This window comes from Imtechella halotolerans, from assembly GCF_028743515.2.
In the GTDB taxonomy this organism is placed as follows: domain Bacteria; phylum Bacteroidota; class Bacteroidia; order Flavobacteriales; family Flavobacteriaceae; genus Imtechella; species Imtechella halotolerans.
In genome coordinates this window covers 1,212,519-1,235,181 of sequence record NZ_CP117969.2, presented here as the reverse complement: position 1 = coordinate 1,235,181, position 22,663 = coordinate 1,212,519, and the positions used below count along the sequence as shown (strand labels likewise).

Annotated in this window: 23 protein-coding genes and 1 tRNA gene; 8 read left to right on the top strand and 16 right to left on the bottom strand. The window is 32.0% G+C overall.

What is annotated here, in order from left to right; all coding sequences use genetic code 11:
• Window positions 1–17: 17 nt before the first annotated feature.
• On the bottom strand, window positions 18–734 hold the full coding sequence (locus PT603_RS05630; RefSeq protein WP_155805699.1) for a tetratricopeptide repeat protein: 717 nt from the start codon (window positions 732–734) through the stop codon (window positions 18–20).
• Window positions 731–1,273 (bottom strand): RNA polymerase sigma factor, encoded by a 543-nt coding sequence (locus tag PT603_RS05625; RefSeq protein ID WP_008241242.1) that lies wholly within the window; start codon window positions 1,271–1,273, stop codon window positions 731–733. The genes PT603_RS05630 and PT603_RS05625 overlap by 4 nt, the downstream gene beginning before the upstream one ends.
• Before the next feature lie 222 nt (window positions 1,274–1,495).
• Between PT603_RS05625 and PT603_RS05620 the strand changes: the two genes are divergently transcribed.
• The 8 genes from PT603_RS05620 to PT603_RS05585 all read left to right on the top strand — a co-directional run bounded on the left by PT603_RS05620 (window position 1,496) and on the right by PT603_RS05585 (window position 7,388).
• The gene (locus PT603_RS05620) at window positions 1,496–1,993 is read left to right on the top strand and encodes an outer membrane protein (RefSeq protein WP_008241240.1); all 498 of its coding nucleotides are present in this window, start codon (window positions 1,496–1,498) and stop codon (window positions 1,991–1,993) included.
• A gap of 11 nt (window positions 1,994–2,004) precedes the next feature.
• Window positions 2,005–3,294 (top strand): hypothetical protein, encoded by a 1,290-nt coding sequence (locus PT603_RS05615; RefSeq protein ID WP_008241238.1) that lies wholly within the window; start codon window positions 2,005–2,007, stop codon window positions 3,292–3,294.
• A gap of 57 nt (window positions 3,295–3,351) precedes the next feature.
• Window positions 3,352–3,783 carry a hypothetical protein gene (locus PT603_RS05610; protein ID WP_008241236.1) on the top strand — a complete coding sequence of 144 codons (432 nt, stop codon included), beginning with the start codon at window positions 3,352–3,354 and terminating at the stop codon, window positions 3,781–3,783.
• Window positions 3,755–4,375, top strand: a complete 621-nt coding sequence (locus PT603_RS05605; protein ID WP_008241235.1) for a hypothetical protein — start codon at window positions 3,755–3,757, stop codon at window positions 4,373–4,375. The genes PT603_RS05610 and PT603_RS05605 overlap by 29 nt, the downstream gene beginning before the upstream one ends.
• A 55-nt stretch (window positions 4,376–4,430) precedes the next feature.
• Window positions 4,431–5,459 carry a collagen-like triple helix repeat-containing protein gene (locus PT603_RS05600; protein ID WP_008241234.1) on the top strand — a complete coding sequence of 343 codons (1,029 nt, stop codon included), beginning with the start codon at window positions 4,431–4,433 and terminating at the stop codon, window positions 5,457–5,459.
• A gap of 142 nt (window positions 5,460–5,601) precedes the next feature.
• Complete coding sequence (locus PT603_RS05595; RefSeq protein ID WP_008241233.1) at window positions 5,602–6,135, top strand: hypothetical protein; 534 nt, start codon at window positions 5,602–5,604, stop codon at window positions 6,133–6,135.
• Window positions 6,136–6,152: 17 nt separating this feature from the next.
• Window positions 6,153–7,112 carry a collagen-like domain-containing protein gene (locus PT603_RS05590; protein ID WP_008241232.1) on the top strand — a complete coding sequence of 320 codons (960 nt, stop codon included), beginning with the start codon at window positions 6,153–6,155 and terminating at the stop codon, window positions 7,110–7,112.
• Window positions 7,113–7,314: 202 nt separating this feature from the next.
• Window positions 7,315–7,388: transfer RNA gene (locus PT603_RS05585), tRNA-Pro, on the top strand.
• Window positions 7,389–7,785: 397 nt separating this feature from the next.
• On the opposite strand, the gene PT603_RS05580 is transcribed toward PT603_RS05585, so the two are convergent.
• From PT603_RS05580 to PT603_RS05515, 14 genes are all read right to left on the bottom strand, one after another.
• Entirely contained in the window at window positions 7,786–8,775 is a 990-nt protein-coding gene (locus PT603_RS05580; RefSeq protein WP_008241231.1) for an alpha/beta hydrolase family protein, read from the bottom strand.
• On the bottom strand, window positions 8,776–10,176 hold the full coding sequence (locus tag PT603_RS05575; protein ID WP_040488946.1) for a hypothetical protein: 1,401 nt from the start codon (window positions 10,174–10,176) through the stop codon (window positions 8,776–8,778).
• A 99-nt stretch (window positions 10,177–10,275) separates the two neighbouring features.
• Window positions 10,276–11,058: a hypothetical protein gene (locus tag PT603_RS05570; RefSeq protein WP_008241229.1), complete on the bottom strand. Its 783-nt coding sequence runs from the start codon at window positions 11,056–11,058 to the stop codon at window positions 10,276–10,278.
• 36 nt (window positions 11,059–11,094) lie between these two features.
• Window positions 11,095–11,904, bottom strand: coding sequence for an Ig-like domain-containing protein (locus PT603_RS05565; RefSeq protein ID WP_050951156.1), 810 nt, complete (start codon window positions 11,902–11,904; stop codon window positions 11,095–11,097).
• 429 nt (window positions 11,905–12,333) lie between these two features.
• Window positions 12,334–12,927 (bottom strand): hypothetical protein, encoded by a 594-nt coding sequence (locus PT603_RS05560; protein WP_008241227.1) that lies wholly within the window; start codon window positions 12,925–12,927, stop codon window positions 12,334–12,336.
• 54 nt (window positions 12,928–12,981) lie between these two features.
• Entirely contained in the window at window positions 12,982–13,671 is a 690-nt protein-coding gene (locus PT603_RS05555) for a hypothetical protein (RefSeq protein ID WP_155805695.1), read from the bottom strand.
• A gap of 49 nt (window positions 13,672–13,720) precedes the next feature.
• Entirely contained in the window at window positions 13,721–15,304 is a 1,584-nt protein-coding gene (locus PT603_RS05550) for a hypothetical protein (RefSeq protein WP_008241225.1), read from the bottom strand.
• A 204-nt stretch (window positions 15,305–15,508) separates the two neighbouring features.
• On the bottom strand, window positions 15,509–17,419 hold the full coding sequence (locus PT603_RS05545; RefSeq protein WP_008241224.1) for a tetratricopeptide repeat-containing sensor histidine kinase: 1,911 nt from the start codon (window positions 17,417–17,419) through the stop codon (window positions 15,509–15,511).
• Between the two features lie 6 nt (window positions 17,420–17,425).
• Window positions 17,426–18,169: a LytR/AlgR family response regulator transcription factor gene (locus PT603_RS05540; RefSeq protein ID WP_008241221.1), complete on the bottom strand. Its 744-nt coding sequence runs from the start codon at window positions 18,167–18,169 to the stop codon at window positions 17,426–17,428.
• 46 nt (window positions 18,170–18,215) lie between these two features.
• Window positions 18,216–19,037, bottom strand: a complete 822-nt coding sequence (locus PT603_RS05535) for a WG repeat-containing protein (RefSeq protein ID WP_155805693.1) — start codon at window positions 19,035–19,037, stop codon at window positions 18,216–18,218.
• A gap of 112 nt (window positions 19,038–19,149) precedes the next feature.
• Window positions 19,150–19,611 (bottom strand): hypothetical protein, encoded by a 462-nt coding sequence (locus PT603_RS05530; RefSeq protein WP_008241216.1) that lies wholly within the window; start codon window positions 19,609–19,611, stop codon window positions 19,150–19,152.
• A 172-nt stretch (window positions 19,612–19,783) separates the two neighbouring features.
• Window positions 19,784–20,455 carry a hypothetical protein gene (locus PT603_RS05525; RefSeq protein WP_008241215.1) on the bottom strand — a complete coding sequence of 224 codons (672 nt, stop codon included), beginning with the start codon at window positions 20,453–20,455 and terminating at the stop codon, window positions 19,784–19,786.
• 136 nt (window positions 20,456–20,591) lie between these two features.
• Window positions 20,592–21,623 (bottom strand): carboxypeptidase-like regulatory domain-containing protein, encoded by a 1,032-nt coding sequence (locus PT603_RS05520; RefSeq protein ID WP_008241214.1) that lies wholly within the window; start codon window positions 21,621–21,623, stop codon window positions 20,592–20,594.
• Between the two features lie 179 nt (window positions 21,624–21,802).
• A complete protein-coding gene (locus tag PT603_RS05515; RefSeq protein ID WP_008241213.1) occupies window positions 21,803–22,579 on the bottom strand; it encodes a TlpA family protein disulfide reductase in 777 nt (258 codons plus the stop codon).
• Between the last annotated feature and the right edge of the window lie 84 nt (window positions 22,580–22,663).

Sequence of the window (22,663 nt, the reverse complement as noted above, 5' to 3'; positions counted from 1 at the left end):
GAGAATGATTTTTTTGATTAATTTAATTCCTTAAGCAGTAATATGGCTTGAGGTGCAATATCGTCATTAGAATTGGCCACTTTATTAAAGTAAGATTTTGAGATTAAAAGTTTGTTTTGTTTTAAATAGGCCAGGCCTAAATACCAATTGGCCTTTTGAGTAAAGTCGCTATTATTCTTTTCCCAATTATAATTTTCCAGAACATCAATACCTTTTTGAAAATTATTATCCGCTAGTAGACTGATACCTTGGTAGAATAGAAAATAGTCCTCTTTGCTAATGCTATATAGCTTATTGAAAGCATCCGATGCTTTTTTATAGTTTTTAGTTTCATATAATAGAAAAGCTTCTTTAACAAAATCTTCTTTGTTGTTTTCACCTCTATTTGAAAGCAAAATGACATTAGGGTAAACTCTGAAATGTTCAGCGAATAGCATTTCATTATTTACAGCAGGGTCATACAGTAAGAAAATAGTAGTTAATATAGCTGCTATACTTGCTGCATATATCGGCCATTTTCTATTTCTCTTTCTTTTTTGATTTTCTTCAAGTTTTTTAAACCTGTCTTTTAAAGGTTGATGTTTTATTTTAGATATAGCCTTTTGAACTTCTAGTTGTTCATAAAAGGAAAATCGAAGTTTTTCATCTTCGTCAATACGTTTTTCCAATTCAAGAAATTCTTCTTTAGAAAGACTACCGTTAAAATACTTTTCTATTAGATTTTCACTCTTCATATTTTTTTCTTCACACATTCTTTAAGTTTCTTCAAACATCGGGACTTTTGACTTTTTAAAACATCCTTAGAACTGTATCCTAAAGTGTTCTGGATATCATCTAAATTTTGTCCTTCATAATAATACAAGGTCAATATTTCTTGACATTTACCTCCTAATTCCTCAAAAGCGCTTTTGAGGATTTCTTGTTGTTCATCGTTAGTCTCTATGTCAAAAACACATAGTTCACTATCTGCATGAATAACAGTATGATCTGAATTTAGGCGATTAGCCTTATTTAAAAGCTTATATATCTTATTCTTTCCTATGGCAAATAGGTAAGTTTTTAGTGTACTTGAAAGATTGGTAAGTTTTCCTAATTGAACATTTTCATATAGGCTAATAATAATTTCTTGATACAAATCATAAATATCCTCATTAGGTATAGAAAATGTTTTAGCATATAAGAAAAAATCATCCTTATAGTCAAGGTATATTTTGTCCAAAATTTTTAGCTCCTTTTCCTTGAGTTTATCTATCAGGTATTGATCCTTAATCATTAATACTTTGATTAGTTAAATGTAAACATACTAAAATTAGATTCTTTTCCTAATGCCTAATGAGCTAATTTTTTTCCTCTTGGATTTTTTAAAAAATGTAAGTATTTGTTTTGAAGTGTTTTGTGAGGATTTTAAAAAAAAGATAAAAAATTTCATTTTGGATGTTTACTTTTTTCGTTTCGAGGTATAAATAGCGAACACTTATTTAAAAACATCTAAAAAATGAAGAAACTATCACTAAGTTTTTGCTTATTGATTGGTCTTTTCTTGAGCGTAAATGCACAAGAAAAACCAAAAATCGGAGTCTTTCTGGCTTACGGAACAGAAATTGAAAATCTTGGAATTGGAGCAAATGCTGAATTCACTATTTCTGAAAAACTCTCTATTTCCCCTTCGATTGTATACTATCTGCCAAAAGAGGAATATGGAGTTAAAATGAATTGGTTAGAGGTAAACGCCAATGCAAATTATTATTTCATAAAGCAGGCTAATCTTGATTTTTATGGATTTGCGGGTCTTAGCTATAATAGTATTAAGGTTTCTTATGATCAAGCATGGGGAATTAATGGTTCTTGGTCTGATGGTAGAGTAGGGCTTAATCTTGGTTCTGGGATCCATTTTCTTAATAGTAAGAAAATCACCCCATTTGCTGAACTTAAATACGTAATAGTTGATAGTGGTCAATTAGTATTATCAGGAGGATTAAAGTTTAACCTATAACATTGATTTTTATGAATATTTATATTTCACAAACACGTACTCTTTTCTGTATACTTATTTTCAGTATCCTTTTTCTTACCTCCTGCTCCAAGGAAGATGAAAAGGATCCAATTGCAGAAATTTTACCTCCTATAGAATTACCATGTGATTATTTTAATCAAGATCGGATTCTTGAAAATGATCCAAATCGACCTGTTGATTATTTAATTGATTGTTGGACACGTGTTGAGGCAGGATTAAAGATTGAACCTGGAGTTGTTATTGCATTTGAATATAACGCTGGAATGTTTATTACTCTCGGTAACAAGATTTTTGAAGCTAAAGGTACTTTTAATGATCCTATTGTTTTTACTGGAACTTCTGAGAACGCTGGTCATTGGAGGGGATTATTTTTTACAGAGGCTTATAATACTAACAATGTTATTGAACATGCAAAAATAAGGTATGCTGGATCGCAAAATTTAACCACTTCATCTCCAATTTATGAGGGAAGTATTGCAGTTCGAGGTGTATCAGGAACAACTCCTCAATCACTTACATTAAACCATGTAGAAATAAGTAATAGCGGAAATATAGGGCTGGACTTACATGGCATAGGTGCCCAAGCTACGGTAGAGGTTTCTAATTTAACCATTAAGGAGTGCCAGGATGTGCCCATTAAAATTTCAGCCAATAAGGTTCATATTTTGGATGAGACTTCGCATTTTGAAGGAAATGTTTTGGATTTTGTGAATATTACACCTGAGCACAATTCAATTGAAACATCCAATAATTGGAATAAACTAGATGTACCCTATTTAGTGGATGGAAGAGTTCGTGTTATTGGAGGAGGACATCTTATTATAAAAGAAGGTGTGGAAATTCAGTTTCAACCTCAAGGCTATATACAGGTTAGTCCCAATGGAACTGATTATAACTTAAGCCTCAAAATACTTGGCACTGAGGAGAATCCTGTGCATTTAAAGGCCGCTAATGGCACTAATTGGGGAGGGATTTACTATGGTTTTACTCAACAAGATAATTTAATTACACATGCAATTATAGAACATGCAAAAGGTGATTTCCCAGTAGGTAATATTGTAGATTCAGGAGCTATTTATATGCATGCAAATCCAAAATTATCGGTTTCAAATACGACATTTAAAGACCTGCCAAACTTTGCTTTCTATGCCTATACAGGCGCAAGTAACATCAAGCCAGACCTTCCAAATCTTAACTTGGCGAACAATATATATATAAACATTTCTAAAGGGCATGCCGATTTAGAATATCTAGGTTGGGGTGTTGATGGAGGTAATTAAATCTTTTAAACATAAATCACCAATTTTCAAAGTAATAATCAATTTACAATTGTTCAAATGAAGATATTCTTTTTGTATTCAAAATTAATTACAGTGATTTTTTTCTTGTCGAATTCGATTATAAATGCTCAAGTTTCACTAGAGGATTCGATAGTTGGAACTTGGGAAAAAGAAGGTGTAATTATGGGAGGAGATGTGTCAGGTTGGATACTACCTAGCAAGCATGTTGGGAACAATTGCAGGAAAGATTACACTGTTTTTTTTGAAGATAAAACAGCTAAGGAGGTGGTGTATAATAGCTCTTGCGAACCTGAGATTAAGAATTTTAATTGGATAATTCAAGACTCCGTTATTAGTTTGATTGGGAATGAAAAAACAATTAAGTGGAAGGTTGGGAGTATGGAAAATAATGTGTTAAAAGTAGGAATTGAATTTAACTCTTCCTCAAAAAGAAAACTATATGTATCATTTAAAAGACGTGAAGAATAGCACTTTAAGAAGAATGCACATAGTTAAATGGAAGAATTATTCGATGCTTATTATGAAAATTACAATTAAATCAATCACTCTTTATCTTTCTATTTTTTTCCTTTTTAATTCCTGTAAAGTGGATGAAAATAGTAAACCTAAGAATGCTATTTTGAATAGTCACAGCTATCATATAGAAATTCAAGGAGGGGAAGTGTTCTCAGGGGAAATTCCAAAATCAATAGCAGGAGTTTTTAGTCCTGTAACTTTTCCTACCTATGATGAAGAAGCTCAGGTAAATGTGTTTTCTTCCCTGTTGTATGACACTGGAATATTTCAACTAGGGATTGGAATAGATTTAGACCAAAACAAAAATCCCATACCTGAGTACAACGGAAGAGGAATCACCTTTGGAATTTGGGGATCAGAACACCGCTATGAACCTATTCAATGTAAAGTAACCTTTGAGAATTATAAAGAACATGAGGTTTTCTATGCAGGAGAAAAGGGAATTACGGCATCACTTACCTTATTATTTAATGGAAAGTTTAAAGAACCAGGTACTAGTAAGAATGTATCTGTTGAGGGAAAAATCGTCTTTGCAGCCCCCTAAATAATCTAAATATTAATACTAATTATTTAATTTTTAACAAAAATCAATTGTACTTATGAAAAAACTAAGTTTTTACAGTTTGCTTATGGCATTAGGCATTATGTTGAGTATTACTTCTTGTAGTAAAGAAGGAGACATGGGACCAGAAGGACCACAAGGACCTAAAGGAGAAACAGGAGCTCAAGGAATACCTGGAACTGATGGGAATTTATTACTTTATGGAAATGTTCCTCCTTTAGATTCCGAAGGTAACTTAGGGGATTACTATATAGATTCACAGAACTATACGCTATACGGTCCTAAATCCAATGAAGGTTGGGGCATTCCTATTGTTTTAAAAGGTGCTGATGGTCAAGATGGTCAGGATGGTCAGGATGGTCAAGATGGTCAAGATGGTAATACTTTGTTAAGCGGAATTACTGTTCCAACGATGGAAGTGGGAGCCATAGGTGATTTTTATTTTCATCTTTCTTCAATAAGTATTTACGGTCCGAAGACAGATTCAGGATGGGGTACCCCAGTAAGTCTTAAAGGAGCCAAGGGAGATAAAGGAGATGATGGAACTGCAAATGTTATAGCGACACAGTGGCTAAAAGGAATTGACGTCAATCATACCTCCACTTATGGCACTAGGGAGTATCGAATTGGTGGGGATGCACTTGATGCTTTATTGGAGACTGGAGCTACCTCTTTACATGATTTTCTTTTATCTAAAGGAGGTACTTTACTTGTATACGCCACTGACACTAATTTTGTTATATCTCAGGCAAGTGTTGGTTCATTACCCCGGGAAGTACGGTATAAAGCTTCGGTTTTATCTTCAGACTATCATGTTTATAATATACAAAGTGATTGGATACTGAATGCTTCAAATAGTAATAGTTTATTCTTCAGGTACACCTATGTAAAAAGTGTTCCAGCACTTTCCTCAGCACCTAATATAGCACCTATACTTAATTTACGTTTTGTATTAATTCCAGCTGGGAAGTTATTGTCTGCAAATCGAAATATGAATGGAAAAAACATTAATTGGGAAGATTTGAGTTATGAAGAAGTGAAAGCGCTACTTGAATTGGAAGATTAAATTTAGAATTTTTATTATTTGAATTAGCATAGTTTTATTAGATTACAAGGTCCCTCTGGGGCCTTGTAATTATGTAAGTGGGATAATTTAATTAATAGATACTCCTCAAATTAGTTTTTAATGTCAAAATTAATTTTAAAGTATGATACCTAAGAAGACTTATACAATAATTACAGTTCTTTTTGCAATTGCTGTTTTTGGATCCTGCACAAGGGATAAAGATGAAACTAACAATGATAAAGGAATGGCCAACGGTAAAGTGACATTTACAATATCAGGAGATATAAATGGAACGAAAGAAGGAACTTCGTCTATAGTTACTGTCGAAGGTGATAATCCATATTATTTAATTTCAAATCATGATGGAAATTCAAATGACGATCACACATTTAGTTTGACGTTTTACAAGAATTTTATTGACAATTCTATTACACATCCTCAAGCAGGGACGTATCCAATTGAAAGTGTCGCCAATCTAAGTAATCAAGATGGATTTTGGTTGGTTTTTACCGATATGGTTAGTGGGAAAGAATATATTGGGAAGGGAACCATTTCTATAGTTAGTAACAGTAATAATCAGTTAAAAGGCACATTTGACTTTATTGGTACTGAGAGCTATGGTACTCAAGGTGAGATTAAAGTTTCTCACGGACAATTTTCCGCTACAATTAATTAATTATTAATTATTCAAAAATGAAGAATGTAGAAAGTATATTATTGGCAATTTTTATTGTGATTTGCGTCTCATGTAGTAAGGATGGGGAAATGGGGCCTGAAGGACCGAAAGGACCTAAAGGAGATGTAGGTGCACAAGGAATACCGGGAACTGACGGGAATTTATTACTATATGGCAATGAATCACCCTCAGATGTAGTTGGTAATTTTGGTGACTATTACATAGATTCCCAGAACTATTTACTTTATGGTCCTAAAACTTCATCAGGGTGGGGAGTGCCTATTATTTTGAAGGGAACAGATGGTGAAGATGGTACAAATGGTAACACCTTGCTCAGTGGAATGGAGGAACCAACTCTTGACGTTGGGATAATCGGTGATTTTTATTTTCATCTTGGTTCGGTAAGTATTTATGGGCCTAAAACTGAAAGTGGTTGGGGAAACCCCATTAACCTAAAAGGAGATAAAGGAGAACCTGGAACAGCAAATGTAATTACAACAAAATGGTTTACAGGAAATGAGGTTAGCAGATCTTGGAGTACTGAAGGCAGATTTGGGACAGCAAGTATTCAGTTAAATAGTTTTCAAGTTCAAACGCTTACACAACTTACGGGAGCAACTTCTATTTATGATTTTGTGGATAAAGGTGGAACCTTATTGGTATATTTTAGAGGGTTAAATGAATCAATAAATGTAAATATTATTAGTGCTGTTCCTGGAAAATTTCATGGAAATAATGCTACATATGATATAAAAATGTGGAGAGTTTATGAAACCCGAGAGAATAGAGTAACTTCTTCAATTAGCCAAACCTCCGGTGTTGAATCCCTCTCTCCTATGATTGATATGCGTTTAATGCTAATACCTGCTGGAAATACAATAGCAACATCTCAGGGAATTCCCTTAATTAACAGTACTATTAATTGGAATGAAATGAGTTATGAAGAATTAGAACGATTACTTGATCTTCATGATTAATTTTTTGGGTATTGCCAATTTAGAAAATTTATCTAAATAGAGTAAGAGCTTCCATTTGGAAGCTCTATGTGTTTGATTTCATTGATGTTTTTGAATAATTAGTAGTTTTGAACTAGAAATCAAAATCAAATTTCAATTCAGGAAATATCTTTTGAATATAATAGTAAAATTAGAATTATCCTTTATTTTTGCAATCCTGTTTCGGGATGTAGCGCAGCCTGGTAGCGTACTAGCATGGGGTGCTAGGGGTCGCTGGTTCGAATCCAGTCATCCCGACAAAATAGTAAATCAATCTTTATTAAAAACCTGTTAATCGTATGATTTACAGGTTTTTTTGTTTTCAGTGGTATAAAAGGAACACAAACAATCCCGTTAAAAAAGTCAACAAATCGGATAACAAAATAATTTTTAGAAACGGGTTGACCGAATTGTTAAAATCATCTGTTCGTTAGAATAGTAAATGTATCTTTAAAGTGATTTGGCTTTCGTCTAGTAATAAAATGTATTAACAAAAAGACGAAATCAACGCCATTGGAACATCTCTATAAATACGATCGACAACTTTTAATTGAAATTCGTTCTTTAATGAAATGTAGAGGTTGTTAAATAGTTACATTTTGCTGAAGTTGCAGCATTGGTTTTTAGTAAGGCTTTTATGCTATTCCATGTATATTTAATTATTTAAAAACCAATCAATCACTTTTGTCAAGGTAAGATTCCAACCATCGAGTGTGGGCATTCCTGAAATGTTAAAGGAATGGTCTGCATTTTCAATTATTTCCAATTGTACATTTTTTCCTTTTGTTAGTAAAGTCGTAAATGAAATTATGGCAGTTTCCGGATGTACATTTTTATCTTCACTTCCTTGTACCAGTAAAATTTTATTATTAAAATGTTTTAATTCCTCCATTACTGAGGTACTTAACATACTTGACCATCTTAAATAAGTAAAACCCATAAATTTCTTTTCTGTACTGAAAGGGTCGAATTGGATCTCTTTCCAGTTTCTTTCCAAATAAGTCAATCTTTCAGAAGCAGTGGGCATATTGTGTTCTTTTGTATTGAAAAAAGTGCCATCAGCTGCAAATTTGTAAAGACTATATAATTGAGTGGGACCCTCACCAGCGAGGATAGCGACATTAGAAACTTTGTCATTTAGTAATCTAGCCACACGCGAAGAAACTAAACCTCCTTCGGAATGACCGATTATCAAAACTTTGTCTTTAGCTATTGGTTCGTTTATAAGTGTATAATTTATTGCATTCACAATAGTTTCAGCCCAGGATTCGAGTGAAAATTTGTGATCAAATGATTTAGATGGGCCTGTTTGTAAATAGCGCACACCCGGTTTTTCAACGATTAGGATTCTGAATTTATCTTCCGATATTCCAAATAGGGATGAGTGTCCGTATTCAGATCTTATACGCCCACTTTCTGTTTTGGTGAATAGAGAGTTCATACCAGAACCTTGTACAAAGACTACTAAGGGAAGATGTTCTTTAGAAGAATTCACAGAAAGATAAAAAGTTAGGCTGTCTGTAGCATTCTTTAATTCATATTTATCATATGGCAAATTTTCCAAATACTGAATTTTGGCTACTTGAGCAATACTTATGTTACTAATTAAAGCGAGTAAAAAAAGAATGTAGAATGTTTTTTTCATTTAATCTAATTTTTTGTTTTTAAAAGTATTTTCAAACAGTTCCTTAAAGTTTGAATTGATACGATTCACTACTATTAATTTAGTTTTATCTGCTAAGTCAGTTGTATGTATAAATTCCTTCTTAGTGTTGTATGTCCAATTTTTAAGTTCAGGGAACGTATTTTTAATCCACTCTAGTTTAATTTCATTTTTCTGGGAAACAATAATTATCTTGGTTATCGGTCTTTGTTTCATTTTGTCCAAACTATTCTGGTTTATGGGTGTGCCATAAGCAGATTGATTGGCATATCTATAATTCTTTATAAAATAGCTGAAGTCATTTTCATCATCAGTGAGTATATATCGGTATGTTAAGATATGATCTAGTTCCTTTGTCCATTCAGGAAAATTTTCATCATATGTTTTAATATAAGCGTCAATAAAATGGTTATCTATTGGTTTTTTGTTATTTGCATACTCCTTGACCATTGGATATATTGCTTGAGCCATTTGATCGATGTATTTCATATTATACCATTGATCTTTTTCTGTTTTCCCATTAATTCCTTCATAAATATACCCATTGCCCATTGCGGTTGCCAATGCCTCGTTCAGAAGAGAATAAGCATATTGACTGTTAGGCGATGGATTGGCAAGAAACCATGATTCAATATTCTTTTTCACCTCCAAGGATTGCCAATCATACACATTATGAAATATTTCGTGCATTAAGACACAAAATAGAATGTCGTTGTGGGCAAAATTTAAAGGCACCTCACTTACCGCATTATTTAAGAAAGCATTTGCCGTAAACCCCCCATCACTAATAGAAGGAATAATTGCTATATCGATAGATACAGAATAATCCCATATCGCATTATAAAATTTCAAACCTGTTTCAAAATAGTCTGCTAAGTGCGTATTTTGCACATAATCGTCCAAAGATTTCAACTTTTCTTCAAACTTTTCTTTATTAGGCTGATAAATTAATGCGTCATAAACAGGCTCAAACCGAGACAGAATATTGGAAAATGCTAAAAGTTCTGTGTTGGGTATGATTCCAAAACTAAGCCTTTTAAATTCTTCTATTGATGAAGCGTTTATCAAATTTCTTTCCATTAGTGCCGTTGTTGATACCGGACTTTTCTGACCTGAAGGATAGCCTTGAAAATGATAGGATTCTACCATATGTAACGTATCAAACTGAATTAACAAATCGGTATATTCAGCTACATTATATTTTGATGCCTTAAAAGTTTCTTTGCTCTTATTGTCAGGATAGTAATCTGATAGTTTTTGAACAAAATCGTAGGTGGCTAGCAATTTTGAATATTTAATATGTATTTGAGGTGTGGCTTGTCCAAATACTATGTTTCCCATCATTAACAGGATGTTACTAATTATAAGAAATTTAATATTCATAGTAAGTAAGGTTTAAAATTCTACTGCTTTATTGGTTTATTAGTTTGATAATTGCATTGATTTTTGATGACTAATTTTATTTTAGTAGGTATCATTTCTTCAGTCTATAACTACTAAAGAATCAGTTACTGCATCATATTCGAACAAGGATGCTCTTTCAACATCCTGATATATTTGTTGAATATCTTTAAGCTGACCATCCATTTTACTGGAAATGTGATATAGATAATACATTCTATTGGCTTTTTCAATTTCTGAAATGGAGTAAAATAGGGTGGAATTGGGAGTTTCTAGTACTCGTTGTAATGTCTCTGCCTTGGAATTAGCCACCACATATTCCACAATATTGTGGACCTGATTTATAAAATGCTGACTATAATTATCTACTTCTTTATTAGAAACATACTCAATGGGTTTATTGTGTTCCTTTCTATACAGGGATAGCTTTCCGTCTTCTATCTTTTTTACTTTCCTTATCCGTTTCACATAATCAAGTACTTCGTCATCGCCTGCATTTTTAATGCTATCCAATTCCCATTCTATGATTATTTTATCCCCTCTTAGAAAATTTTTGCCATTGAGAATATTGCCATTGTAAATCAGTGTCATTTCTTGTTTTCCTTGGGTTACAATAAACAAGAAATAATCTCCATCATCATTTTGTTCTTTAAACAATACCGTGTCTCTTTGTTTATTCTGAAAATTGATTTTTTGCAAGGATAAGTTTACGTCATTAGTGGTCTTTTTTAAATCTGTGGGATCACTTAATGGGTGAAGATTTGATATTTTTTCAAAATTAGTTACGTTCTTTACCTTATTGCTTTTGTTGTGGCAAGCAACGCAATAGAAAAGAATGAACAAAAGAATAAGATTAGTTTTCATTACGATGTATGTATTTATTAGATCTTTACCATTCTATTATCTATTTTTGAATCTTCTGAGCACTACATATTGGTATCCAACGTTTTCAGCTGGAGAAATATGGTAGGTACCTTCTATTTCTTCCAAGTTGCTTGAAAGTCGTAGATAGCCTGAATTTAAAAACCATTTACCTTGGGTTCGAAGTGTATCATTCTCCTTAAAATTGGGGTTTGTACTGCTTATGTTTCTATAATGAATTATTTTAACAATATCCATTTGCCCGTTTTCTTTCAGTTTTAGATGGATACGTGTTACGTTGGAATTTTTGGGTGATTTAGTGATGTTAGTATCAAGTTTGTTGGATATAGTGTTGCATTTTTTTGTTTTGCAGCGCTTTTTAAAGTTATTCCTTAACAAATAGAGTGTATTTTCATCTGGCATATCCACGGCTAACCAAGAGTTTTGTAAAAGTTTTGAATACTCATCAAATGAGGATTTCATTAAATGGATGCTGTCCAAGTTCCATGTTGCTCCCTTGGGTAGACCACCTCCATATTTATGAAAGATTTCTATTTTCTCATCTATATATCCATCCTTATGTATAGGTTCGGAAATAAAAATTGGGGGAGCCTCCATTTTAAAGAGCTCCGTAAAATAGAATCTATTTTTACGAATTTCTACTAATTCAAAATATCCATCTTTATCAGTTTTTACTGAACCAACAGAGCAATTTTCAATAGGATTTCCCTCAAAATCTACAATAGTACCGGTTAAGGTAGGCCGTATTAGTCTTGATACACAAGAGGATAATAATAAGATGATGAAAAGTAATATTGTGATATTTTTAAATCTTTGGATGCTGTTCATTAATTGCATGTAGTTTTAAAAAGTAGTGGTTCTATAACTATCTTTTTACGTAGCTAAAAACGTCATTTACATATAACTGAAACTACCAGCTCAGGCTATCAGAAAACAGTTTTGCAATGAGATTGTACATACCCAAATATAGACTGACAAAAGATACTATATTTCAGTGATTTAAAAGCGCTGATATCAAATGTAAATTCGCTTGGGTGAATTATAGATTTGAGCCATTCTTTATCTTTGTAGCAAGACTTCAGATACTTTAATACACTTGATGATTCTCTTATTATATTAATTTTACTAGATGTTAGGAGGATGTAAGAATCATTTTAATTAGACGGAGTATCAATATATTGCAAATGATTTACAATTGAACAACCGTAAACTACTAAATAGTTATTAGTGATAAATAGGGTGATTGTTTATTTTATTTTATTTTGCATTTTTAAGCTCTTTATATAGCTCTTCTTGTTTTGTGTGTTTCTCATCTTCCCCATAGTATAAAAGTTTTATTCCACAATCAAGCACTTTAGTAATATTATTACCATTGAAAGACCAATCATCCGTATTTTTTATGGTGAAATCTATTTCATTTTTACAACTAGATGTTTCTAGGAGTTGAGAGAATTTTGTTTTTTTGTAGTTGCTAACTTGTTTAAAGTTAGGATATACTGAAAATCCTGGAATTTCAGGATTGCTAAACTTTATAATCATAAATACGGGAACACCGCCCCAATCTATTGTTTTTCCTTCTGGTAACTCTATACGTGTAAGCTTTTTTTCATTCATTAGTCGAGTTTGTTGTCCCGCTTTGTAAAAATGCTCCTCGTAAGTCAGTTTTGTTCCTTTGGGAACAACTATTTTTTTGATTTTGATTGGATCCGTTAAAATGAAATAGGGATAATCCGGAGCTCTTCCGCCCGTTGTATTTCCTAGATGACTTAATTGGTTGACTAAAACATATCCTAAAGTTGATAGGCTAACAACTACCAAAATTCCAATGATAATAAAGATTTTTCTTCTCATATGAATTTGTTCTATAGTGTACTGCCACTATAACTAGACCATAATGTTTAAAATTTATTCCTCAAAGTAAACTTTGAATATCGGATCCTCTTTGGGATTATGATAGCCAAAGATCAGTTTGTCATTAAATGCCTTTTTGGAAAGAATCACTAAATCATTGCTGAATGATGTTTCATTAATAATCAAAGTGTATTTATAGATATACCCATTTTGGTTCCAAACAAAATGTAGTGGATAGACCAAATATTCGTCTTCAAATTCGTCTTTTTGTATTTTCACATTGTCCTGTTCAACGTTCTTTAAAATCAAATTCACTTTATCGTCTGCTGCATTATAAAAGACGCTATCACTAATTATTTGATCAGGAATGCCTAGTTTCTCTTTTAAATGCTCTAAAACCTTAAATGTTTCCGTAGCTTCCAATGTAATGTTTACAAATACTATTTTGTTTCCATTTTCTACTATTTTGCCACCTGTATTTTTTTTTATATTGAAATTGGCGAAAGCAAACAATTTCTCCTCCTGTTCTCCTTTTAAGGAATAAATTGTAGATATATTTCCATTATCCCGAAGTTTAGCTTCTACTTTTTCTCCTGTTTTTACAATTTCCCAATACCCGTTTTGGGTTTGAACATTTCTAATGCTCATATTATCCAAGGCTGTTTTAACATCTATAGCATCGTCAAGCATAGACAAATCAATTGGAACAGCTTCTTGACAACTCATTACAAAAGGTAAAATCATTAAAACTAATATTTTCATATAATCTATCAATGAAGGTCTAATCATTAAACTATCTATTGCTATTTGTTGTAATTATCTGTTCATCAATCAATTTTCCATTTTCATCAAATGTATATAGGTGTGTTTTCTGATTTTCATCTATTGGCAACTCCTGTTTTTTACCCGATTTCAGTATCGTGGTAAAATAGGGCACTTTCTTATGGTAATCATACTTATTTTTAATTTCATTTCCATAGAATAGAGCTACCTGGACATTATCTTCTCTGTTATTTTTGTAATTAAATGAGGTAAATAAGTTTTGTATTACATTAGTTTGATTGTTGTTTAGAACCAAGTAATCTACGGAGCTCAATCGTTCATTATTAAAAAAATTACTGCTGATAATTCCATAGGTTGATTTAATTAAATTTCTGTAAGAGTTCAAGTGAGTTTGACTTATGGTAAGTGGGTCAATATTGTATGTATTCTTGAATATTGTAGCCATCCATTCTTTACCTCTACTGGTTGGTTTTTCAAGTATATGGTCAATTCCGGCAAGTACCAAAACTTTACTTTCGGGGTCAATTTTGAAAGTCTTGTTGTATAAATTTTCGGCTTGTCCAATTTCTCTGTTTTTAGTATGGTCTGTGTTTTCATATGCTATAAACTCATATCCTAGTTCTTTAGCTTTTCTGATGAGATTTGAATAATTCTGTTCACTAGTATAAAATCCACTTTCCAAAGTTGGATATGCATTTTTTAAATTTAATAGACTATCCTGCTTAATACCCAGAGCCTCCAATGCCAAATACTTATATCCGATTTCTTTCAATTTGACTAATACATCGGACACCAATAACCTATGGTTAGAGTAGTAGTGATTTTCGTTAATCATTACTATTTTATGCTTTTCAGCTTCCTTGATTATCGTTTCAATGACATCATTACCCGTTTTTGAATTTTCTATTATTTTCTTGGAAATAGTATCGTTAGGTTTGAATCTGGATTCCAGTTGATTTAGGTAAGTATCATAAAATTCATTTTTTCCCAAGAATGAAGAAAAGGTAAGTGCCATTTGCAATTTGGTCCATTCTTCTTGTTTATCATATACTGGAAATTCGTGTATTTCATTAAGAATTGCATAGAATTTGTTTGAATTTTTGTGCTTCTGAACAATATCCATAATGGTACTAATCTCTTTTCTGTAGCTTTCGCCTACTTCTAAGCTTTTAAAAATAGTATTCAAATCAATTTCCAGAGTTCTTTTTGAGTTTTCAGCTAACGGATTCCCGACAAATTGAATCGTTTTATTGTTGATCAATGTGTCAAAAACAACCAAGTTCTCAGGATATTCTTGTTGGCCGTTTCTTGATACCGTTACAAAATACTCATACGGAGGGTCTAAAGTTTTTCCATAAACTAGTACACTGTCTTTTAATTTAAAACCGACATTTCGAATTACCTTCTTTAATGCTTTTCTTTCTCTCGTATAGGTTATATCCGATGGTGATTTAAAATATAATTGTAAAGAGTCATTCACAAGATGAACATTAAAGTTTTTAACATACCTATTCTGTTCAAAATGCTCATTGATTTTTGGTGAACATCCACTTATTAATAGTAGAGTTATCAATAGTGTAATAATTTTATTCATATTTGATGGCTAATATTTTGGTTGAGGTTGGATGTCTCAAAACTGAGAACTTAGGTTATGGTTACATGGAAATTGTATTGCTTAAAGATTGGATATTAACAAATATAAAAATACAAGATAAAGTATTTTTTTAAGATATATATACGCTATTAGCGAATGTAAATACGTTTGGCCATATTATAAATTTGAATAATAATGGTAAGATTACACGGTATTGTAGGGGATTTTTAAAACGACTAAATAATTTTTTGGTGTTTGAGAAATTAATATCGTTCCTTTTTTTGAGGTCTCTTTAAACAACAGTTCCATTCTTTCCTTAGCAATACTTCCTGATAATGATGTGTGGCCAGGAGACTTGTTACTTCCTTTGCCGTTGTCTAATATCTCAACAGTTATAAGATGGTCATCTAAATCAATACGAATACGGATTTCTCCTTTTTCCTTTAAGGGCGTAACACCATGAATCACAGCATTTTCAACAAATGGTTGAATTAACATTGGTGGTATCATCACCCCTAAAATGTCACCTACTATTAAAATATCAAACTCAAAGTTATGGTTAAGTCGCATCTGTTGGAGAGTCAGATAGTTTTTTATGGCCTCAAGTTCATCTTCCAAAGCGATATAATCGTTCCTGCTCATCTCAAGACTACTTCTTAAGAGTTTACTGAACAGGTTTAAATATTTAATTGATTTTTCCTTTTCTTCAAACCGAATAAAACTTTGTAAAGATGATAGTGTATTGAAAATAAAGTGGGGCTCCATCTGGGTGCGCAAGAGCTTTTGCTGGAGCAGCATTTTTTCTTTGGCTTCCAACCTGTTTTTTTGCTTATGGACGTATATATAAAAACTGATAAATCCAATGACTATTAGGAACAATAAAGCGCTGATAATTAATAAAAGAGTTCTTGATTCTAATTTTTGGTTAGTAGTAGTTACAGTTTTATTAAGTAGAGCAATTGATTTCTTTTTCGATTCTACGTCGTAAATAACGGATATTTCGGCTATGGCTTTCGCGCTATTGCTAGCCTGTAAAGCATCCTTGATAGTTAAGCTTTCCAGATGAAGTTTTCGGTAGGCGTCTAAATTTCTCTTTTGAAGATAATACTGTGCCTGCGCCATTCTATTGTTGAATTTGGAATTATAATTTATGCTGATTGATTTTTCAATTTCCGAAGCTTCCTGTATGTATTTTTCGGCTTTGTCATATTGTCCTGAAAGTGCATATAGAGTAATTAAATTGGTGTAAACAGTGTAGAGATTAATCCTATGGATATTTAGGTTGGTTTGGGCGTAACTCTTTTTATCCAATGCTTCAGATTTTTTAGTGTAAAAAATAGCTGAATCCAATTGCCGTTCCTCTGTATAGATAGTAGCCTTTTGTTCGTAATAGAACCGGCTCACTTTATCATTGTTCAAAATTTGATAAATTTCGCCAACTTTTTGGTTGTATAGCTTAAGGGAGTCCAATTGATTGGTTTGCTGGTAAATTTTAAATAGCTGCGTGTAAATCCTGAATAAGTTGTTGAAATAGAAGTTCTGATCTAAACTATTTTTATTGCTGAAAGCCGTTTGTAAGGCCATATAATTCTGTTCCGTTGCTTTTTCAACTTGTGAAGAGTTGAAATTTTCCTGGGCACAATTTACCAGACAAATAATCTTGGCTTTGGGTTCTATTTCATTGGGATGAGCGGAAATTAAAGCTGCGGCTTTATTATAATAGTGGTTGGATTGAAAAGTTTTTCCTTCAATCAGGTAAATATTCGCCAGCCCATTATAAATTGAAACTTTGATGTCAAAAAAATCAGATTCTTTTTCAATAAGGCCCAAAGCTGTTTCTATATGTGTTTTTGATTTTGTTAGATCTGTTTTTGCATACACTTTAGCCAATTCGTAATGGATGTATGCCAAGGGTGCATTCTGTTTATTATAATCGGAACGATCCAGTGCTTGGTTCCAATAAACAATGCTGCTGTCGGAATTGATATTTACCATTCCTTTTGCTTCCTGTTTTAATTGTTCAAGAAGCAGTGTTGGTGATTCATCTTTTATTTTCAATTTCTTTTGACAAGAAATTAAGACTGTGAAGAGCAGTAGATACAGGATGTTTTTCATAGAAGGCTATAATTGTGATAATAACCTTACGACTGTTTCCTTACGACGAGTGGAAACAGGAATTTCTACACCATTATTTACAACAATAAAGCCTGATTTCAAATACCTGACAATGGATGATGTGTTTACGATATGGGATTGATGACATTTAATGAAATGTTCAGTAGGCAGCAATTCTTCATAAAATTTCAAGGGTTTTGAGCTGATAATTTTGTTGCCTCCTTGTAAATAAAAATGGGTGTAACTGCCATCGCCAGAAAGGTATATAATGTCGGTAATTTTAAAGAATTCTATACTTTCCAGTGTAGAAATACAAATTCTGGAATTTTGTTGTTTAATGCTTTTTTGATATTCATTTATAATTTCAAGTTGTTTAGAGGTATAAAATGAGTGATCATTGTTATAATTGTCCAGCGCTTCATATAATTCGGCCTCATCGATAGGTTTTAACAGATAGTCTATAGCCCCGTGTTTAATTGCCTTTATCGCAAAATGGTTAAAAGCGGTGATAAAAATCACAGAAAATTTGATATCCTTTACTTGATTAAGTATTTCAAATGCGGTACCATCGGGTAGTTGTATATCCATTAAAATCAAGTCGGGTTTTAATTTGTTGATCTTTTTCACAGCATCTTCAATACATACTGCACTTTCTAAAAGAATGAATTCTGGTCTTTTACCCACTAACCATTCCAGCTCTTTTCTGATAGTAGCTTCATCTTCAACAATAAGGATTTTAGGTATACTCATTATAATTTATGTGTAAATCGTGACATAGCTAAGTTAATCATTGTTTTCAATTAGTGCTTGTTCCAATCAATGTTCCCTGTCTGTCAAAGTAAAATTCTTTGCTTGATGTCAATTCTTTTCGAGCCTTTATAATTTCACCCGAATTAGTAATATGATCAAATACAAATGGTATGACAACAGCCCCTTTTGTATTTACACAACCAAATTTTTCATCCTTTTTTACTACAGCAAGTCCATTATGAAATGAATAAGCTTCCTCGTAAAGAAATGAAATCACAAGTTCCCCATTGTTATTTATATATCCAGTTTTATGGTCCTTTTCCACCATAGCATATCTAAATCCGTCCGGTTGTAAATTTCCAAAATTTGAAGCTTTGTCAAATTGAAAGCCTATAAGTATCCGGTTTACTGAATCAATGTATCCATATTTGTTATCCTTTTCAGCAAAAGCCAACTGCCCGAAAAAACCTCCTAATTGTTCATATTCCAATGGAATTAAAATTTCCTTTTCCTCATTCATATAGCCGTATTTTCCAACTTTGGATATGAGGATCCAATTTTCAAAAGTATAATTTAGACCTATATGTTCATAGCCCTCATCAAACCCAATAAAGTAGTTTCCTTTAAGATCTATTACTGCAAACCTTTCTAAACTATCATTACCAATAGAAACCGTGGCATATTTTTTATTGTTGAAGTAGGTCCCGCTGGTATATTGTGGTTCTACTATAATTTCATTGTTTTCATTCATATATCCTACCTTTCCATTCTTTCTAGATCGAAAAGGAACTATTTCCGATTTATCTAATTCCTGAGTGAATGAAGAGATTGAAATTAATATACCTAGTATAGTTAATAGTATTCTCATTTTAATGATCATTATAGTATGTAGTAACCCTAGAAAATGTTGTATTAATGAAGTTGAATATTCTCAAGCTACTTTAAAGGTTATAGAACTATAAAAAACTTTAGATAGGTCATTAGTAGTTATTTTTGATAGCCGATTTAGTAAATGTTATTTCTGTTTTTAATTCATTGGTTTCCCTTATTCGGGTTGTTTTTATTGTTGCAATACCAAATTTTTCATAATAATCGGATAGTATTTCACTAGAAAAACCACCGGGATCATCTGCTTTGTTGATAAAATAAGATGTTGTGTGATTTTTTTGATAGAACCAGGTCAAGAATGTATCCATATCAGGGTTATTAAAAATAGAGTCCCTGAATTTTAAATGATAAAAAGATAATAGTTTTTCTAAATCCTTCTTCTCTTTTGGAAGGTTGTTTACAAGAACACTGTAGTAAACATATTTTTTTCCTTTATTTTCATTGTCTCGGTTATATATTCCAGTTGCGCTATGTTCTGGTAAAAACGTAAATGAAATCTTACTTTCACATGATACCATTGTTATAATAGTAAGGAAGATTAGGGATTTTTTCATTTTCTATCTTTTAATAGGCTGGTTATTTGCTCTTTTCTCCTATTCGTGACTTCATTTTTTAAATTTTAGAGTAGATGCAAATTTAACCTGAGTATGAATATTTTGAGGACCTCTAAATAAAAACAGTTCTTCAGGAGGTAGGGGCCTTTATTAGTCTTTTAGTTTTTGCATTTTAATTAGCACTAATTTTAAACGTCTCATAGGTCAAGGGCGATTTCTCTTTTTTTAACCAACGAATTTTGTTTTTACTAAATTCAAAGTAGTCAGATTGGCTCCATCGCCAACGCTTTCCCTCTCTAATGTTAACACCATTAGCCTTAAAGGAAACAATGATTTGATTTTCTTTAACACTTAATGTAATTTCATCAAAGGTATTTTGTACTGTTGCTCCATCGGGTATTGTAGGGCAACTCTCAAGTTCCTTTAATGTCCTTTTATCATGTCGAAACCACTTTCGGAGAAAGCCTAAGTGCTCTATTGAACATTGATACCCCAGTTGTAAAGCTGTAGGTATTTTGCATTTAAGATTGGTTCTATCTGTTGTAGCCTTTCCATCCCAACTGCATTCATTGCCGATAAAAGTCGCAACATAGGCCAAAGCTGCTTTTTCTGGTCCAGTTATAGTTTTACAATACTCAGTGTTGATGGTAATTAAGTTAAAGTTGCCCTTAAGTTGCTCGTCGTATTTTTCCTCCCTCCAAAGGAATTTTATTGTTTTATTGGGTACATTTTTTTGTTCTTTGAAATCAATGTTACTAGTTACATTATTGCTTTCAAGTTCTTTGGGATTTGTCCAATAGGTGGTTAACAGAGTAAATGTTATCCAAATTATAAAGCTTTGCATTTTTTTATTTTTAAAATTTCACAGTACTGAACCATACAATAAGTTCAAATTTTATGTGAATCGATTACCTTTTTAAATTGTACCATAAGTGCAATTATTACATACAAAGCACACTTCATTATTTATAGTCATGTAATCACATGCCATAATCAGCTGGAAGCAACTCACTAATTTTCTTTTTCATCATATCTCCTGAAAAATAGATATGCTCTATTTGAGTGTTTAATCCAAACTTATCTATGGTAAACTCATTAGTTTGGAAAATAACCTTTGATTGCTGTCTTTTTTGGTATAGAATATTGAGTTCTGAAACAATTCTTTTCGGTTTAAAATCTTTTTCAATATTGGTAACACTTATCTTATATACATTGTTTTCAAGTGCTACTTTTAAATAAAGGTCTGGATCGATCATCCAAGAACCATCAAATAGACGATAGCTTTTATCAGTCCAATCACCTTTAGATATCCATCTGAAAAACTGTAACGTTGAATTTTCGTAAGCTTTTTGTCTTCTTTTAATTTTTTTCTGATTCTTATCAATATCAATAAATCTTGAAAATCCAGAATAAAAAGATCGAAACATTTGACTTGAAGAAAGCGATTTTGTGGCGAATTTTACTTCAAAGTCTTCAAGTTTATAAATGACTTGATACCCTAAATGATTGTTATTTATGATAAGAGGTTCGTCGCATTTTGCAATGAACGTATTATTAGAATAATCATAATCGAAATACAAATCATCCTCATTAACAATGGTGCATTCCTTCCAAGTTTTCTTTTTGCCAATGAAATTTTCTTTGAACGCTGTTAAAAACTGTTTTCTTGAAAAATAGTGGCTTTTAACGACCACTTCTTGTAATGTTTCCGCTTTAGGTTGTAAATAAACTCCATGTATTTTTTCTTTTAAAAAAACTGAGTGATCATTAATGAAAATGTCTTCATAACCGATGTAGCTAATTACTAATATTGAATTAATATCACTAACAAGCTTCAATTCGAAATAGCCATTAACATCGGTAATTGTACCAATAGTGGTTCCCTCAAAATAGACATTTGCTCCAGGTAGAGGGGATTTATTTTCATCTAAAATTTTTCCTTTAAGAATTATATCCTGAGAATAACTAATGGAAATTAGAAGAAGGAAAAGGCATGTATAAAATGATTTCATATTTAAAATGTATATTATGATTCCAAAGGAGGATATGCTATATCTGTTAAATTAAACTAGATAGTTTTAATATGGGTCTAAATCAATCTCGTTTTTTAGTATATATATATTCAATTCCTCAATTTAATAATGGGATGTTTAGATTGTGAAGACTATTTTTACTTGGTATGCGGCAGCTATTATTCGGCTAATAATTTTTTAATTTCTGCAGCTAATTTATCAACACTTCCCTCTGGATTTCCAATAGAAACATATCTCACAACTCCTTTTTTGTCAATTACAAAATTCTTCGGTATAGAGCCAGTTGCATAGAGGTCCCATATTTTTTTAGTTGGGTCAATACCTACATTAAAAGTGACTCCATATTTCTTCATTTCTTGCATTTTTTTCTCTACTTTTTCTTTACTTTCAGCAATAGAAATTGGAATTAATACAAAGTCCTTTCCTTTAAACGGTTGAAGTATTTTTTCAGGAATTTCTGTAAATTCCATAAGGCAAGGAGCACACCAAGTGGCCCAGTAATTTACAAGAACGACTTTACCTTTTAAATGCGACAATGTGATGTTTTTACCATCAATCATCTGTACGGTAAAATCGCTTGCCGGATCTCCAATGTTTAACTTTAGTTCGTTTTCGTTTTTATTTTTAACCACTGCTTTTTTAGGTTGGTTAGCACGTTCCAACTTTTCTTTTTCAGTCAGTATTTCTACTTTAATTATGAATTCTTTATCACCAATTTTGTTGCCGAATTTTTTCGCAAATTGATCTCTTTCTTTTTGAGATACTCCATTATTTACATTTTTTATCAATCCATCGACAGCAAATTTGTTAAGTTCTGCTTCTGTGATAATTTCATTGTTCGCAATTATTACATACTTAGGTTTTATTACCTCTTTTTCTTGCCCAAATAGTGTACATCCATAAAGGACAAAAAATAGTACAAATAGTTTTCTCATATTTTAAAAATTGGTTTAAAGTGTTTTTTTGTATTTCTAACTAGTTATAGTTCTCATTAATTTCTCATGTCGTCATCTTTTCCC